At 69.8% G+C, this 14,690-nt stretch carries 12 protein-coding genes and 1 tRNA gene; 3 read left to right on the top strand and 10 right to left on the bottom strand.

Features of this window, described 5'->3' with window-relative positions; translation table 11 throughout:
- Positions 1–149: 149 nt before the first annotated feature.
- A complete protein-coding gene (locus AC1DIX_RS23920) occupies positions 150–1,436 on the bottom strand; it encodes an FAD-dependent oxidoreductase (RefSeq protein WP_477327927.1) in 1,287 nt (428 codons plus the stop codon).
- 217 nt (positions 1,437–1,653) lie between these two features.
- Here AC1DIX_RS23920 and AC1DIX_RS23925 point away from each other — a divergent pair, with 217 nt between their 5' ends.
- The gene (locus tag AC1DIX_RS23925) at positions 1,654–2,094 is read left to right on the top strand and encodes a GNAT family N-acetyltransferase (RefSeq protein ID WP_477327929.1); all 441 of its coding nucleotides are present in this window, start codon (positions 1,654–1,656) and stop codon (positions 2,092–2,094) included.
- Between the two features lies 1 nt (position 2,095).
- On the opposite strand, the gene AC1DIX_RS23930 is transcribed toward AC1DIX_RS23925, so the two are convergent.
- The 9 genes from AC1DIX_RS23930 to AC1DIX_RS23970 form a co-directional block, all read right to left on the bottom strand.
- Positions 2,096–2,635 carry a TssQ family T6SS-associated lipoprotein gene (locus tag AC1DIX_RS23930; protein WP_477327931.1) on the bottom strand — a complete coding sequence of 180 codons (540 nt, stop codon included), beginning with the start codon at positions 2,633–2,635 and terminating at the stop codon, positions 2,096–2,098.
- A 14-nt stretch (positions 2,636–2,649) separates the two neighbouring features.
- Positions 2,650–3,861: a serine/threonine-protein kinase gene (locus AC1DIX_RS23935; protein ID WP_477327933.1), complete on the bottom strand. Its 1,212-nt coding sequence runs from the start codon at positions 3,859–3,861 to the stop codon at positions 2,650–2,652.
- Between the two features lie 134 nt (positions 3,862–3,995).
- Positions 3,996–5,405: an ATP-dependent RNA helicase DbpA gene (gene dbpA, locus AC1DIX_RS23940; protein WP_477327935.1), complete on the bottom strand. Its 1,410-nt coding sequence runs from the start codon at positions 5,403–5,405 to the stop codon at positions 3,996–3,998.
- Positions 5,406–5,520: 115 nt separating this feature from the next.
- Positions 5,521–5,760: a hypothetical protein gene (locus AC1DIX_RS23945; RefSeq protein ID WP_442124654.1), complete on the bottom strand. Its 240-nt coding sequence runs from the start codon at positions 5,758–5,760 to the stop codon at positions 5,521–5,523.
- Between the two features lie 63 nt (positions 5,761–5,823).
- A tRNA-Met gene (locus AC1DIX_RS23950) sits at positions 5,824–5,900 on the bottom strand.
- Between the two features lie 10 nt (positions 5,901–5,910).
- On the bottom strand, positions 5,911–7,086 hold the full coding sequence (locus AC1DIX_RS23955; protein WP_442124655.1) for a methyltransferase: 1,176 nt from the start codon (positions 7,084–7,086) through the stop codon (positions 5,911–5,913).
- A gap of 10 nt (positions 7,087–7,096) precedes the next feature.
- Positions 7,097–7,309, bottom strand: a complete 213-nt coding sequence (locus AC1DIX_RS23960; RefSeq protein WP_198119358.1) for a hypothetical protein — start codon at positions 7,307–7,309, stop codon at positions 7,097–7,099.
- 105 nt (positions 7,310–7,414) lie between these two features.
- The gene (locus tag AC1DIX_RS23965) at positions 7,415–11,200 is read right to left on the bottom strand and encodes an AAA family ATPase (protein ID WP_477327937.1); all 3,786 of its coding nucleotides are present in this window, start codon (positions 11,198–11,200) and stop codon (positions 7,415–7,417) included.
- Positions 11,197–12,459: an exonuclease SbcCD subunit D C-terminal domain-containing protein gene (locus tag AC1DIX_RS23970; protein WP_477327939.1), complete on the bottom strand. Its 1,263-nt coding sequence runs from the start codon at positions 12,457–12,459 to the stop codon at positions 11,197–11,199. The genes AC1DIX_RS23965 and AC1DIX_RS23970 overlap by 4 nt, the downstream gene beginning before the upstream one ends.
- A gap of 118 nt (positions 12,460–12,577) precedes the next feature.
- Between AC1DIX_RS23970 and AC1DIX_RS23975 the strand changes: the two genes are divergently transcribed.
- Both AC1DIX_RS23975 and AC1DIX_RS23980 read left to right on the top strand, forming a co-directional pair.
- Complete coding sequence (locus AC1DIX_RS23975) at positions 12,578–13,813, top strand: winged helix-turn-helix domain-containing protein (protein WP_477327941.1); 1,236 nt, start codon at positions 12,578–12,580, stop codon at positions 13,811–13,813.
- Between the two features lie 225 nt (positions 13,814–14,038).
- Positions 14,039–14,680 carry a hemerythrin domain-containing protein gene (locus AC1DIX_RS23980; protein WP_477327943.1) on the top strand — a complete coding sequence of 214 codons (642 nt, stop codon included), beginning with the start codon at positions 14,039–14,041 and terminating at the stop codon, positions 14,678–14,680.
- The last annotated feature ends 10 nt before the right edge of the window (positions 14,681–14,690 follow it).

Genomic DNA, 14,690 nt, shown 5'->3' on the forward strand with positions numbered 1-14,690 from the left:
GATTGGGGAGGTCGACCAGCGGAACCCATCAGGGACAGGGCTCAAGCCAACACAAAGTCCGAATGTACGGTTGTAACCTTACCTGTTACCTACAGCGATTGAAGAAGTCCTTGCAAACAGGGGGCGTCCATGTACGCGAACAGCGCCTTCTAATTCGCCAGTTCCTTGCCCAGGCGCTTGCCCAGCGCCAGCAGGGTGAGCGTCGGTGGYAGGCCCCAGGGCTCGGGGATCACCGAAGCGTCGCAGACGTAGAGGCCGGGCGTGGCGGTCCGCAGCCCGGCATCGACCCGCTCGCCGATGCGCAGGCTGCCGCCCGGGTGGGCGGCGAAGTGGTGGCTGGCGAACACGTGATGGGCGCCGGCCTGTTCCAGGATGCCGCGCGCGATGGCCACGCCCTTGTCGAACTTCTCGCGGTCGGCCGGCTGCAGGATCTTATCGACCCAGCGCCGGCCGATCCTGCCGCCGACCTGGTCGCGGATCTTGACCATGATGCCGAGGGTGCGGCGATGCGCCAGCAGGCGGTCGAGGCGTCCGGCCTGCAGGGCAAAAGCCTGGTACATGGCTTGCGGCAGGGTCAGGTCGGCCAGCGCGATGCCGTCTTCGGGCCAACTGGCGCCGGCGGCCATCGGCACTTCGGCGCCACCGTCGATATCGTCGACGCTGCCCATCACGGCGATCACCGGGTCGCTGAAGAAGGCGGCCGGTTTTTCCAGCAAGCCTGAGGCGCGCAGCAGGCGCGGGCTGCCGATGCCGCCGGCGGCCAGCACCACGAGGCCGGCGCGCAGCTGCTGTCTTTCGCCGGCGATCGTGGCTTCCACGCCCACCGCGCGTCCATCCTCGACCAGCACCCTTTCCACCCGCGCGCGCTCGCGCAGCACGGCGCCGTGACGCCGGGCCTCGTCGACGAAATCGCGGGCCGTCCACTTGGCGCCGTAGGGGCAGCCGGTCACGCAGCGCCAGCAGCCGGTGCGGCAGGCTTGCGGGCGGATCAGCTTGTCGAGCTTGTGCCAGGGCAGGCCGCGCTCCCGCGCCGCCGTCATGATGCGCGCCGCCATCGGGCCGACCAGGCTGTCGGGCAGGGGCGCCATCGGCAGCTCGGCGCGCAGCTCCGCGAGCGCCGGCGCCAGGTCGATGCCGTGGGCCGCGAACATGGCCGCAGGCGGTGGGGCCGCGGTGGCGAAATTGATGGCCGAGGTACCGCCCAGGGTGATCGCACGCACCAGCAGCGAGGCATCGCGGTGGATGAAGGCGCCCTTGCCCGGCACCGCGGCCATGGCCGCCATCTGCCCGAGCGTACCCTCGAGCGGCTCGGCGCCGCCCTGTTCCAGCATCAGTACCGAAGCCCCGTTGGCGGCGAGTTCGCGCGCCACGCTGGCGCCACCCGGACCGGTGCCGACGACGATCGCATCGAATGAAGAGCGGGGAAGGGGAGGCATGTGTCGGGCTGGATGAGGGTTGGGGCTGGGCCGGAACGGCAGACCGGCATGCTAGCACCTCTTTATGCGGACGTGCATGGGGAAAGCTCGCCTGTTGTAAATACTGTAATTACATTTGGTAACATCTACTTACAATTAAGCTGATTGTTTTACATTCCCGCGCTCGCGTGGCGGGTTTAGCCGTTCTAAGCTGGGAGCAGTTAACAAACATTCTCCTATGCAATCTTCTCTCGCCTTCCCCCTGAGCGCTCCGCTGCCCGACAAGGTCTTGCTGGCATTCCGCAAAGACGCAGGCTGGAGCAACCGCGACACTTCCGCTTCCGCCAATGCCGGCGGAATGGGCGGCCTGGTCCAGTGGGTCACGGTCGAGTCGGGAAAGAAGAGGGTTGCCATTGCCCGCCTCGAGCTGGCGCCGCCGCAATTCTGTTTCGTGTCCGACCTGATCGTCCTGAACGCCCACCGCGGCCGCGGCATCGGCGAATGGCTCATGAAGCAGATCGAACAGCACTGCCTGGGTCTGGGCATTCCGCGCGTGCTGCTGCAGCCGATGGACCACAACCGCGCCTTTTACGAGAAGCTCGACTTCGTCGCCGATCCGCTGATCGCCGGTTTCCTGAAGAAGGAAATCCGGCCGCAGCGCAGGGTGCTGCCCTTCTGATTCAGCGCGACGCTACGGCAGCCTGCTTGGCCCTGGTGAAGACCGGGCCCCACAGCGGGTGGCCGTGTTCGCCGGGCGCCAGGTCGAAGGAAGGATCCAGGCGCAGCGCCCGGTCGAAGGCCTGGCGGCACAGCGAGGGCCGCGAGGTCACGCAATAGCTGAAGGCCAGGTATTTCAGCGCCGTCAGCCGCGCCGGCAACGGGCCGTTGTTGACGTCGCGCGCCGACAGGCGCCGGATCGCCCCATTGAAATCTCCCTCGTTGTACAAACGGATGCCTTCGCGCAGGCCGTTCGCTTCCTTCGGTGCGTCGGGGATGCCGTCACCGTCGCGGTCGCGCATGCGGCCGGCGCTGTCGCGCGCCGGCGGCGGTGTATCGCTGCGCTCGCGCTCCACTGTGGCCGGGGCCTTGGKCGCGGCGGCTTTCGGATGCGAAGGCGTGCGGGCCTGTTTCTGGTCGAAGATCGGGAACTCGGCGCAGCCGCCGAGCAGCATGGCGCCGGCGGTGGCGAGGACGAGGAGGTGGAGTCGCTGCTTGGTCATGGATGGATGTCTGCTCACCGGGGAGCGTCGCTGAAGTCGACGGCGATCTGGCCGCTGCCGGCGCCGGTATCGACTTCGAGCACGCGGTCGTGGAAATTCGGGTTGGCGACGCGGATCGTGTGCTTGCCAGGCGTGAGCGTCAGGCGCTTGACCGGCGGGCTGACGCCGCGGTCGACGCCGTCCACGTAGACCACGCCCCAGGGCTTGATCGCCAGCTTGTAAGTGGCGGAAGCGGCAGGTCCCGCTTGCGGCTGTGCCGGTGCGGCAAGGACGCCGGGGGCGGCGGGCGCCGGCGTGACTGCCGCCGGCGGCATGGCTGCGGGCGCCGGCTCCGCGGCTTCGGCCGGCGCCGGTGCCGATGCCGTCGCATCGGAAGCCGGCGCATGCGGCTCGGCCTGCGCCAGCGGTGGCGGCGCCGAGGCTGCGTCCCGATGCGCCTGTTCGCCGGTCTGCGGCAGGGTCAGCACGATATGGTCGTAGGAGCCGGAGTCGCGCAGTTCCGCGAACAGGGCCAGCGCGACGGCGACCAGGAAGGCGCCGCCGCCGCCGGCGAGGGCCCAGCGCTGCCAGCGCGGCAGCCCGCCGAGGCGCGTAGCGCCGCCCTCGCGCATGAAGGAGGGCGGGCTGTCGTCCGGCACGGGGATGGCCGGCTGGGGCTTGCGGGCGGCCGCCGGCACATCGGCGTCGGGCTGCAAGGGCGTGATGGGCCGGAAGGGCATCGTCGCGGCCGCCGGCGCGACGGCCGGCGCCGCCGGCATCGCCGGGCCGAGCGACACGATGCCGAGGATGTGGCGCAGCTCGTCGATGCTGCGCGGGCGTTCGGCAGGATCGCTCGACATGCAGCGGTCGACCGCGGTGATCAGGGAATCGCTGTAGCCTTCCGGCGCGCGGCCTTGCAGCGGACCGGTGGGCGCCAGCTCGCGCGTGATCGCGAAGTGCACCACCCGCGCCAGCGCGGTCAGGTCGGCCGCTTCGTCCTGGGCGTCGTCGAGTTCGGTGGGAATCAGCAAGGGCTCGCCGTTGTCGTGGAAGACGACGGTGTCGGGAGTGATCGCCCGGTGCGGCATGCGCATCGCGTACTGCAGTTCGAGCGACTGCAGCAGCTGGCGGAAGATCTTGCGGCACCAGACCTCGTTGACCTGCGCGGGATCGTGCTCGACGATGTCCCTGACGGTGCGGCCTTCGAGGCGCTGCTGCTCGGGTCCGATGATGAGTGTTCTGGTCATTTTGCTAACCCATATTTGTAGCAAATCATGCCAGATTTACGCGGACGATGCCCCGCGCTGCCCTCAACCGTGCGCGCCTGTTACGCCCGGTTACAACTCAGCAGTATCGGACTTCGCGCATTACACTTCGCGCATCACACTTCGATAAAGCGCATCTTGAAGCTGCGGCCCTTGACAGTGCCGAACTCCGGGCCGAGCGGATTGCCGCCATTCAGGCGCGCGAAAGCGTCCTCGGCGATCCTGCGGTCCAGCGCCACGTAGCTGAAGAATTCGCCGATCTGGATCTTGCCGACCTGGTCCTTGTGGAGGCCGGCGTCGCCGGTGAGGGCGCCCAGCAGGTCGCCGGGACGCAGCTTGTCCTTCTTGCCGCCGGCAATGGCGAGCGTCATCATCGGCGCCGGACCGTCGGGGTAGGTGTCGTCGCCGAGTTCGGCCAGCGGATGCCATTCGGCATCGAGCTGCTGGTATTCCTCGATCAGCTTGACCCATTTCTTTTCGTTCGGCGCGGCGAGGGTCAGGGCTTCGCCCGATTCGCCCGCGCGTCCGGTGCGGCCGATCCGGTGCACGTGCACTTCCGGATCCTTCGAGACGTCGACGTTGATCACGGCTTCCAGGCCGGCGACGTCGATGCCGCGCGCGGCGACATCGGTGGCGCACAGCACCGCGCAGCTGCGGTTGGCGAACAGGGCCAGGGTCTCGTCGCGGTCGCGCTGCTCCATCTCGCCGTACAGCGCGCGCGCCGACCAGCCCTGCTCGCGCAGGTAGTCGGCCAGCTCGCGGCAGCGCGCCTTGGTATTGCAGAACAGGATGGCCGACGCCGGGCGGAAGTGGGCCAGCAGGCGCGCCGCCGCTTCCAGGCGGCCGTCGAAGCCGATCTCATAGAAACGCTGGGCGATGCGGACCGGTTCGTGGCGGCTCTCGACCAGCACTTCTTCCGGCTGGTTCAGGAAGCGCGCGGTGGCTTCGCGGATATCGTCCGGGTAGGTGGCAGAGAACAGCAGGGTCTGGCGATGCGAAGGACAGGCGCGCACGATGGCCGCGATGTCGTCGTAGAAGCCCATGTCGGTCATCCGGTCGGCTTCGTCCAGCACCAGGGTGCGCAGGCGCGCCAGGTCGAGGGTGCCCTTGCCCAGGTGATCGAGGATGCGGCCCGGGGTGCCGACCACGATGTGGGCGCCGAATTCCAGGGTCGCGATCTGCGGCCGCATCGGCACGCCGCCGGTGAGCACCACGACCTTCACGTTGCCGATCCCGCGCGCCAGCCGGCGCAGCTCGTTCGCCACCTGGTCGGCCAGCTCGCGCGTCGGGCACATCACCAGGCCCTGCACCGCGAACAGCGCCGGGTTCAGCCTGAGCAGCATGCCGATGCCGAAGGCGGCGGTCTTGCCGCTGCCGGTCTTCGCCTGCGCGATCAGGTCGYGCCCGGCCAGCGCCAGCGGCAGGGTCGCGGCCTGGACCGGGGTCATGTCGTGGTAGCCGAGCTGGGTCAGGTTGGCGAGGAAGGGGGGGGCTAGCTGGAGGGAGGCGAAGGAGGTGTCGGACATAAGACCGTGGCGTGATGAGGACGAAAATTAGAACGGCAAAGTATGCACCGTCATTCCGGGCACTGCCCGAAATGGCTTCCCGCTTTCGCGGGAGCGACGTGCCAGCGTGTGTAGCTTACGCCGCCGGCTTCCAAACCGGCAAACCGGTCAGATCCAGATCCGGATCGGACTTCCAGACCGGCAGGCCGGTGGCGTCCACCTCGCCCAGGTCCATCAGCGGAATCTGTTCCTGCTTGAGCGCGGTGCGGCGGCTGCGTGGGACGGGGCGCTTGGGTTCGGGAGCAAGGGCCTCGCCCGGGCCGGCCGGCTCGAAGCCCGGCAAGTCGAAGGTGGCGTTGTCTTTCTTGTCTCTCATGCGCTGCGCTGGCCCAGAAAACAAAAGCCCGGCTCAAGAGTCGGGCTTCTGTCGTACAGTATTTGGTTGCGGGGACAGGATTTGAACCTGTGACCTTCGGGTTATGAGCCCGACGAGCTGCCAGACTGCTCCACCCCGCGTCTGAGAATGCTATTGTATCGCTTCCGGGCCAGAAGTGCAAATCCGCCACAGTGAGGTCACTTCGCGCATGCGGGCGGCCGCCAGCGGGTCGTCCGGATCGCTGGCCTTCGGGTGCACGGGGCGGATGTCGTGGCGGCCCGCGACCGCCAGGCCGGCGTCCGCGATCCAGCCCAGCAGCTGCTCGCGCGAACGCAGGCCCAGGTGCTCGGCCAGGTCGGACAGGATCAGCCAGCCTTCGCCGCCTTCGAGCAGGTGCTCCTTCAGGCCCGCCAGGAAGCCGCGCAGCATGCGGCTGTCCGGATCGTAGACCGCGTACTCGATCGAGGAACTCGGCTTGCCCGGCAGCCAGGGCGGATTGCAGACCACCAGCTTGGCGCGGCCCTGCGGAAACAGGTCGGCCTTCACCACCTCGACCTGGCCCTGCAGGCCCAGGCGCTCGACGTTGGCGCGCGCGCAGCCGAGCGCGCGCTCGTCCATGTCGGTCGCGATCACGCCCTGCAGGCCGCGATGCGCCAGCACCGCCGACAGCACGCCGGTACCGGCGCCGATGTCGAAGGCCAGCGTCGCACCCGCCGGCAGGGGCGCCTGCGCGACCAGCTCGACGTATTCGCCGCGCACCGGCGAGAACACGCCGTACCAGGGATGGATGCGCTCGTCGAGGGCCGGGATGAACACGCCCTTCCTGCGCCATTCGTGGGCGCCGATCACGCCCAGCAGTTCGCGCAGGGAGGCGACGAAGGCTTCACTGCCGGCGCCATAAGCTTCAAGGCAGGCCTCGACCACATCGGGCGCGCGGCGCAGCGGGATCGAATAATCGGCCTCGAAGGGAATCAGCAGCATCGCCAGGGTGCGGGCGCGCTGCAGCTGGGCCAGGCGGTGGCGGTGGAACTGTTCGGTGAGCGTCGCCGGCTTGGCGGCGGCCTTGGCGCGCGCTTTGGAGCTCTTGTTGCGGCTGCCCTTGTGCTCGATGCGGCGCACCAGCGCCTGCAGCAGCTGGCGCGCATTCTGGAAGTCGCCGCGCCACAGCAGGCCGGTGCCTTCGAGCGCCAGGCGGTAGGCGGTGTCGGCGTTCATGGTGTCGTCGGCCAGCACGACCTTCTTCGGCGCCGGCCAGCCGCTCTCCGAGCGCCACGCTGCCTGCCGCTCTTCGCCGTTTTCGATCCAGTGGATGCGTTCGTTGTTCAAGGGCGGCCGATCAGTGGTGATGGTGCCAGTGGAGTTCGTTCGACTCGACGTAGGACTTCACGGCATCCGGATTGCCGGTGGCGTGGCGCTTGATCTCGCCGCATTCGCAGATACCCTGGTAGGGCTGGATATGCGAGCAGGCCGAGACTTTCTGCAGGGTGACCTTGACCGGCTTGGCGCATTTGGCGCACTTGAAGGTCAGGAAGCGGGCGGGTTTGGACATGATGGATTAAGGACTCGATTGTTAGCTTTGAGACCGTCGTCCCCGCCTTCGCGGGAACGACGTGCTCAGGAAAGTGGCGCATTTTAGCACCGCTCATTGCACACCTCATTGCACGGTGACTGCGCTGCTACCCCCGCCAGCCGGCCGCACCAGCACCTTGGTCGAAATCCGCTCCGTCATCTCCTGCACGTGCGAGATCACGCCCACCTTGCGGCCCTGCGATTGCAGGGTGTCCAGCGCATCCATGGCCACGCCGAGCGTATCGCTGTCCAGGCTGCCGAAGCCTTCGTCGATGAACAGCGATTCCACCTTCACCCGGTTCGACGACAGCGAGGCCAGGCCCAGCGCCAGGGCCAGCGAGACCAGGAAGGATTCGCCGCCGGACAGCGAATTCACCGAGCGGATCTCGCCGCCCATGTCCTGGTCGCGCACCATCAGCGCCAGCGAGGGGCCGGCCTGGCTGGCGACGCGCTCCAGGCGGTAGCGGCGCGCCAGCTGGGACAGGTGGATGTTGGCGTAGCCGAGCAGGACATCGAGCGTGAACTGCTGGGCGTAGTTGCGGAATTTCTTGCCGTCGGCCGAGCCGATCAGCTCCGCCATCCTGGCCCAGCGTTCCTCGATGGCGCGCTGGCGTTCGATCTCGGCCATCATCGACTGCGCGCGTGCGCGGCGCTGCTCGTCCTCGCGGATGCGCACCGCCAGGCCGGCCGCCGTTTCGTGGACGGCGCGGCGCTCGGCCTGCACGCCGTCGAGCAGGCGCGCCAGCGCCTCGGCATCCGGTAGGGCTTCGGCCGCATCGGGCATGGCCGCCGCTGGCAGGGCGGCCCGCTGGCCCTGGTGCTGCTCGCGCTGGCTGCGCCGCTCGGCCAGCACCGCGGCTGCCTGGCGCGCGCGGCTGTCCAGTTCGAGCTGGGCGGCGCGCTCCTGGGCGATGCGGGCGCTGCCCACCGCCAGCAGGGCGGCCAGCTGCTGTTCGTTCTCCACCGGCTCCAGTTCGGGGCTGCTGCCGGCGAAGTCCTCGATCCACTGCGCCAGGCGGGTGGCGGCATCGCTTGAAGCGCCCTGCAGGTCGGCGATGCGGCCCAAGGCCTGGGTCTGGGTGGCGCGCACCCGCGCCTCGAGCTGGGCCGCCTGCAGGCTGGCCGCCTGGCAGGCCGCCAGCGACTGGCGCGCCGCCGTCGCCGCGGCGGCCAGGGACTGCTCGACCTCGAGCGCCTTGCGGCCGTCGAAGAGCAGGGCGCGTTCCTGGCGGCGTTCGCGCAGTGCGGCGTCGATGCGTTCGAAGTCCTGGCGCGTGGCGTCGCGCTGGCGCAGGGCTTGCGCCGCGCGTTCCTCCAGTCCCGCCTGTCCGGCGGCGAGGGTCTCGATGCCGGCGGTGAGCCGCGAGCGATGGTTCGAGCGCTCCAGCCATTCCCCGGCCTGGGCCGCACGCGCCTTGCGCCAGCCAGCCGGATCGCGGCGCCACTGGTCCTGCCAGCCGTCGCCGCAGGCCTCGCTGAATACCGGATCGAGTTCCGCCAGCAGGGCGGACAAGCTGCCGGCCGCGGCTTCGCGCCGCGCGGCCAGGCCGGCGATGTCGGCATCCAGCTTCGCCAGCTGGCCCTGGGCCTGCTGCGCCGCCGCGAGTTGCCGGGCATGCTCGGCATTGGTCTGGTCCCAGGCCTGCTGGGCGGCGTCGCGCGCCAGCCGCGCCCGGCCGAGCGCCTGGTCGCGTGCTTCCAGCACCTGGAAATCGGCGCGCAGCCGGGCCGACTGCTCGGCAAACCAGGCGTTGCGGCCCGTTTCCGGCGCCTCCGCGGCCAATGCGCTGTCGCGCCATTCTTCTTCCAGCTGGGCGACGCTGGCGGCGAGGCCTTCGCGTTCGCGGCCGAGCTGCGCGATCCTGTCGCCGGCGGCCTCGAAGGCGGCGCGCTGTTCGGCCTGCAGGTTCAGGTTGTCGCGCTGCTCGCGGCGGCGCACGGCGAGTTCCTCGGACAGGTTCGCCAGCACCGCGTGCAGGCGCTCGTCCTGGTGGCGGTAGGGGTGGTCCTCGGCGCCGCAGACCGGGCAGGGATCGCCGTCGACCAGGGTCGCGCGCAGGCTCTCGACGCCGTCGGCGCAGGCCAGCTGGGCGCCCTTCAGCAGGCGCTCGGCCTGGCCCACCTGGGCGTCGAGGGCGATGCCGGATGCGCGGGCGGCGTCCAGCGCTTCCCGGGCGGCGGCGCGGGCCTGATTGGCCTGCTGCGAGCCGGCATCGAGTTCGGTCAGGCGCTGGCGGGCGCTGCCCAGCGCATTCCAGGTCTGTTCCAGCGATGCCAGGCGCTCGCGGCGCGCGTCCAGGCGGCGGCGTTCGTCGCGCAGGGCATCGGCGTCGATCGCGGCCAGTTCCTCGGCGGCCGTGCGGCGCGCGGCGTCGCGGGTGGCCAGCAGCGCGGTCGCGGCCTCGAGCGCGACGGCGGTGCGCTGGGCGGCGCCTGCGGCCTGTTCGGCACCGGCCCTGGCTTCCTGCAGCGCGGTCGCGGATTGCGCATCGAGGCGCGCGGCATCCTCGGCCTGGGCAAGGCGCTGTTCCCAGCGCGTCCACTGGCCGGCCAGGCCTTCCAGCCGGTGCTGGGCTTCGAGCCAGGCGGAGGTGTCCTGCAGGGCCTGGCGGGCGGCGGCCAGTTCCTGGGTCTTGGCCTGGCGCGCCGCTTCGGCCTTCTGCGCTTCGGCGACCGCTTCCTCATGCGCCGTGCGCGCCTTGGCGTGGGCCGGCACCAGGGTGTCGAGGGTCGCGTCCAGGGCCTTGGCGCGGTCCAGTTGCGGTGCGGCGGCGCGCTGGGCATCCTCGGCCGCTTCCAGCTTGCGTTCGGCTTCCATCTGGCCGCGCAAGGCTTCCTGCTGGGCCGTCAGCGCACGCGCCAGTTCCTGTTCGCCGGCCGCCAGCTGAGACTGGGCCTGGCGCTGCTCGTCGGCCAGGCGCGCCAGGTCGGCCATCAGCGGGCGCGCCGGCTGCACCGCGTCCAGCGTGGCCAGGCGCCGGCGCCGCTCGGCCGCCGCATCCAGCTCGGTGTTTGCGGCGGCGAGCAGGCCGTCGGCGGCGGTCTCCGCGGCTTTCAGGCGCGCCAGCTCCTGGTGCCAGCGCAGGTGTTCTTCCAGTGCGGCGCGGCGCGTGTCGACGTCGGCCAGTTGCTGGCTGGCCTGGGCATGCTGCTCTTCGAGGGCTTCGCGCTCCGCGGGCGCCAGCGGGGCCTGGTCCTGCAGGCGCGAGCTCAGCCGGCGCATCGCTTCCTGTTCCTGGCGCCAGCGTTCGAAGGCGCGGCGCGAGATCTCGCCGTAGACCGTGCTGCCGGTCAGGGTCTCGAGCAGTTCGCCGCGCTCGTTCTCGTCGGTGCGCAGGAATGCCGAGAACTCGTTCTGGGCCAGCAGCACCGAGCGCGTGAACTGTTCGAAGGAGAGGCCGATGCGGCGCTCGATCTCGCCCAGCACCTCGGTCTTGGTGCCGCCGACCGGCTGCAGGTCCGGCAGGCGCTGCAGGCTCATGGCGACGGGCTGCAGGGCGCCGGCGGCGCGGTTGCGCGAACGGCGCACGCTCCAGCGCGCGCGGTAGCGGCCCTCGTCGTTGCCGACGAAGTCGACTTCGGCATAGGCTTCGGCGGTGCCGCGGCGAAGGAGTGTCCGGCGGTCCTGCACCGACAGCACGTCATCGCCGACGTCGGGCAGGAAGTTGCCGGCGCGCGGGCCCTTGATCAGGCGCGGCGTGGCGTCGTACAGGGCCAGGCAGAGGGCGTCCAGCAGGGTGCTCTTGCCGGCGCCGGTCGGGCCGCTGATCGCGAACAGGCCGCTCGATGCCAGCGGTTCCCTGTCGAAGTCGACCTCGAATTCGCCGGCCAGCGAGGCCAGGTTCTTGCCGCCGATGCGCAGGATCTTCATGCGCCCTCCAGGCCGTCGGCACCGAGCAGTTCGGCGAAGGCGGCCAGCTGGTCGGCCGGCGCATCGTCGCCGAAGCGCTGCTGCCATAGCCGCCTGAAGATGTCGTCCGGCTGCAGCTGGGCCAGCTGGTCGAGGCTGAGGGCGGCCTCGATGCCGGCGGCGGTGACGACCTTGCGGGTCGGCTCGATCTTCGCCAGGCGCACCGGCTTGCCTTCCAGCGCCGCCTCGACCTGGGCGCGCAGGCTGGGTTCGGGACCGTCCAGCAGCACGCGGACTTCCAGGTAGGGTTGTTCGTGCAGCGGCAGCTCGGGCAGGTCGAGGCCGACCAGTTCCGCGATCACCTGTTTCAGGGGCGCCGGCTGGGCCGGCACGCGCAGCAGCTCGACCGCGCGCGGCACCGGCAGCGGCACGATGTCCTTGGCCTTGCCGCCGTCGAGGTCGATGCGCAGCACCTGGTGCTGGTAGCCGATTTCCGCGAAGGAGAGCGGCAGCGGGCTGCCGCAGTAGCGCAGGTGGTCCTGCTTGCCGACCTTCTGCGCCAGGTGCAGGTGGCCCAGGGCGGCGTAGGCGATGCTGGGGTCGAACATGGACGCGGGCAGGGCTTCGGTGCCGCCGATCAGGATGCGGCGCTCGGAATCCGGCGAGGAATCGGCGCCGGTCATGTGGCAGTGGCCCATCGCCAGGATGGCCTCGCCGTTCGAACAGCGGCTGCGCGCCAGCTCATAGGCCCGCTGGTAGAGCAGGGCGATGCCGGACAGGTAGGCGTCGACGGCAGGATTGTCGCCTTCGCGCTCGGCGGCCTCGATGCGCGGCACGTCGCCCGGACGCAGAAAGGGGATCGCCACGCACCAGGCCTTGACCGCGCCATCGCGGCCGGTCAGCGGCACCACCATGCGCTCGACGTCGATGCTGCCTTCGGCATCGCGCAGCACGTGGCCGACCACCCTGGTGCCATGGGCCTCGAGCAGGGGACCGGGCGCTTCCAGGCGGCCCGGCGAATCGTGGTTGCCGGCGATGATGACGATGTCGAGCTGCGGCGACTTGGCGCGCGCCTGCTGCAGGAAGCGGTAGAGCTGGCGCTGCGAGGCGGCCGACGGGTTCGAGTTGTCGAAGATGTCGCCCGCGATCAGCAAGGCATCCACCTGCTCGGCGACGATGGTGTCGAGCAGCCAGTCGAGGAAGCGCTGGTGTTCGTAGGTCCGGTCGAAGTTGTGCAGGGTCTGGCCGAGGTGCCAGTCGGAAGTGTGCAGCAGCCGCATGGATGTCTTACAGGAAGGTGGGTGAGCCAGGGCGCTCACTATAGCGCAGACAGTGTGGCGCTGACAAAAGTTCTACGACGGATGAGCAACATGGCAATAGCTCAAATAAAATGGGCGAATGAGCGAACTTACTCTTGACATCGGCGCCGCGCGCGCCCTACACCTCGCGGCCCAGGCCATGCTGCAGCCCCGCCGCGCCCGCGCCACCAGGGACGACGTGCTGGCCGCCATCCGCCGCATGGGCGTGCTGCAGATCGACACCATCAGCGTGGTCGCGCGCAGCCCCTACCTGGTGCTGTGGAGCCGCCTGGGCGACTACGATCCGGTCTGGCTCGAAACCTTGCTGGCCGAAGGCAAGCTGTTCGAATACTGGGCCCACGAAGCCTGCTTCGTTCCGATCGAGGATTATGGCCTGTACCGCCACCGCATGCTCGACCCGCATTCGATGGGCTGGAAGTCCGGCGCGTCCTGGATGAAGGGGCATGCCGAGCAGGTCGACAGGGTACTCGAGCACATCCGCCTCAATGGCGCGACGCGGGCGGCCGACTTCGAGCGCACGGACGGCAAGAGCGGCGGCTGGTGGGAGTGGAAGCCCGAGAAGCGTTCGCTGGAAGCCCTGTTCACAGCCGGCAAGGTGATGGTGGCGCGGCGCCAGAATTTCCATCGCGTCTACGACCTGGCCGAGCGCGTGCTGCCCGGCTGGGACGACAGCCGCGCGCCCGCCATCGAAGAAGTCAGGCGCGAATTCGTGCTGCGCGCGGTGAAGGCGCTGGGGCTGGCCAGGGCGGCCTGGGTCCCGGATTACCACCGCACCCGCGCGCCGCACGTGGCGCCGCAGGCGCTGGCGGACGAGGGCCTGCTGCTGCGCGCCCGCGTCGATGGCTGGAAGGATCCGGTGTTCGTGCATCCCGACCATGCGGCGCTGCTGGAGGAGGCTGCGGCGGGGCGCCTGAATCCGACCGTGACCACCTTGCTGTCGCCCTTCGACCCCATCGTCTGGGACCGCCGCCGCGCGCTGGAACTGTTCGGCTTCGACTACCGTCTCGAGTGCTACACCCCGGCGGAGAAGCGGCAGTACGGCTATTTCACGCTGCCGGTGCTGCGCCGCGGCCAGCTCATCGGGCGCATCGACGCCAAGGCGCACCGCGCGGCCGGCGTGTTCGAACTGAAATCGGTGGCGCTGGAGCCCGGCGTGCGGCCGAGCGAGCGCCTGCTGCGCGACCTGGCTGCCGCGGTGGCGCGCTGCGCACGCTGGCATGGCTGTCCGGCGGTCGAGGTGGGGCGCAGCGATCCCGACGAGGTGGCGGCGCGGCTGCGCGCGATATTTTTCTTGCCCGAGAGTATCGCTGCCTGAAGTCTTCCTGCCGTGCTGTTCAGAGGCGGGTGCCGTTTGAGCCAGATCAAACCCGCCTCCAAAACCCGTCCGTACACTAGGTGCTCTTTCAGGCCGATGAACAACGATACGGGGACACCCCTTCCTGCAGGCCTGTTCAAAACATACGCCTCCCATCCAAGCTTCCTGCTCGACCTTGCCGGTCAGGCTGAGCTTTGTGTCGGCGAAAAACTGAGCGGAGACCGAATGCTGACGTCAACTTACACCCTCGTTGCCTTGTCCGTGGAGCAGACCACCGTTCGCTCGGCGCTGCAGTCGCTTGCGCGCGAGCTGCATTCCCTGCCGGACGATGACGGCATCCTCATACCCTCCCAGACGGCCCGGTTGTGCGCCGGGCTGCGCCAGGTGGTGGACGATTGCCACTGGCGCAAGCTGGACAAGTTCCTGGTGCCGGCCCTGCGCCGCGCCACCGAGGCCGCCGACGGCCTGCTGCTCGACCTCGAACAGCTCAGCCAGGCCGCCATCGACTCGCTGGCGGCGGCCGAAGCCTGCGTCGACGCCGGCGCGCGCGGTGTCGACCGCGGCGGCTTTTGCGAAGCCGTCGAGCGCTGCATCGCGGCCCTGCGCTGCCGCCTCGAGCGCGAGGAACACGAACTGTTCCCGCTGGCGCGCAGCCTGGTGCGCGGCGAGGCCTGGTTCGCGATCGCCAACCAGATGCTGGCCCACGACGCCGTCGCCCGCGAGCGCCGCGGGGAGGTCAGGCGCGGACGCGGACGGCCGGAGGCGGTGGATGCCCGTCATCCCCTGTACGAGCCGCACGGGCATGGACACGACGGGCCGGGGCCGGAATTCGGGCGGCGCCACGCCATGCTGTCGCTGCTGCACTGAAGCCTGGCCG

Source organism: Massilia sp. 05N420 (assembly GCF_056397205.1).

What these genes read in the sequence shown, in the direction of transcription:
- AC1DIX_RS23925 (WP_477327929.1), top strand. Translation starts at nt 1,654, where the DNA reads ATGCAATCTTCTCTCGCCTTCCCCCTGAGCGCTCCGCTGCCCGACAAG.
- AC1DIX_RS23935 (WP_477327933.1), bottom strand. Translation starts at nt 3,861, where the DNA reads ATGACCAGAACACTCATCATCGGACCCGAGCAGCAGCGCCTCGAAGGC.
- AC1DIX_RS23945 (WP_442124654.1), bottom strand. Translation starts at nt 5,760, where the DNA reads ATGAGAGACAAGAAAGACAACGCCACCTTCGACTTGCCGGGCTTCGAG.
- AC1DIX_RS23960 (WP_198119358.1), bottom strand. Translation starts at nt 7,309, where the DNA reads ATGTCCAAACCCGCCCGCTTCCTGACCTTCAAGTGCGCCAAATGCGCC.
- AC1DIX_RS23965 (WP_477327937.1), bottom strand. Translation starts at nt 11,200, where the DNA reads ATGAAGATCCTGCGCATCGGCGGCAAGAACCTGGCCTCGCTGGCCGGC.
- AC1DIX_RS23970 (WP_477327939.1), bottom strand. Translation starts at nt 12,459, where the DNA reads ATGCGGCTGCTGCACACTTCCGACTGGCACCTCGGCCAGACCCTGCAC.
- AC1DIX_RS23975 (WP_477327941.1), top strand. Translation starts at nt 12,578, where the DNA reads ATGAGCGAACTTACTCTTGACATCGGCGCCGCGCGCGCCCTACACCTC.
- AC1DIX_RS23980 (WP_477327943.1), top strand. Translation starts at nt 14,039, where the DNA reads ATGCTGACGTCAACTTACACCCTCGTTGCCTTGTCCGTGGAGCAGACC.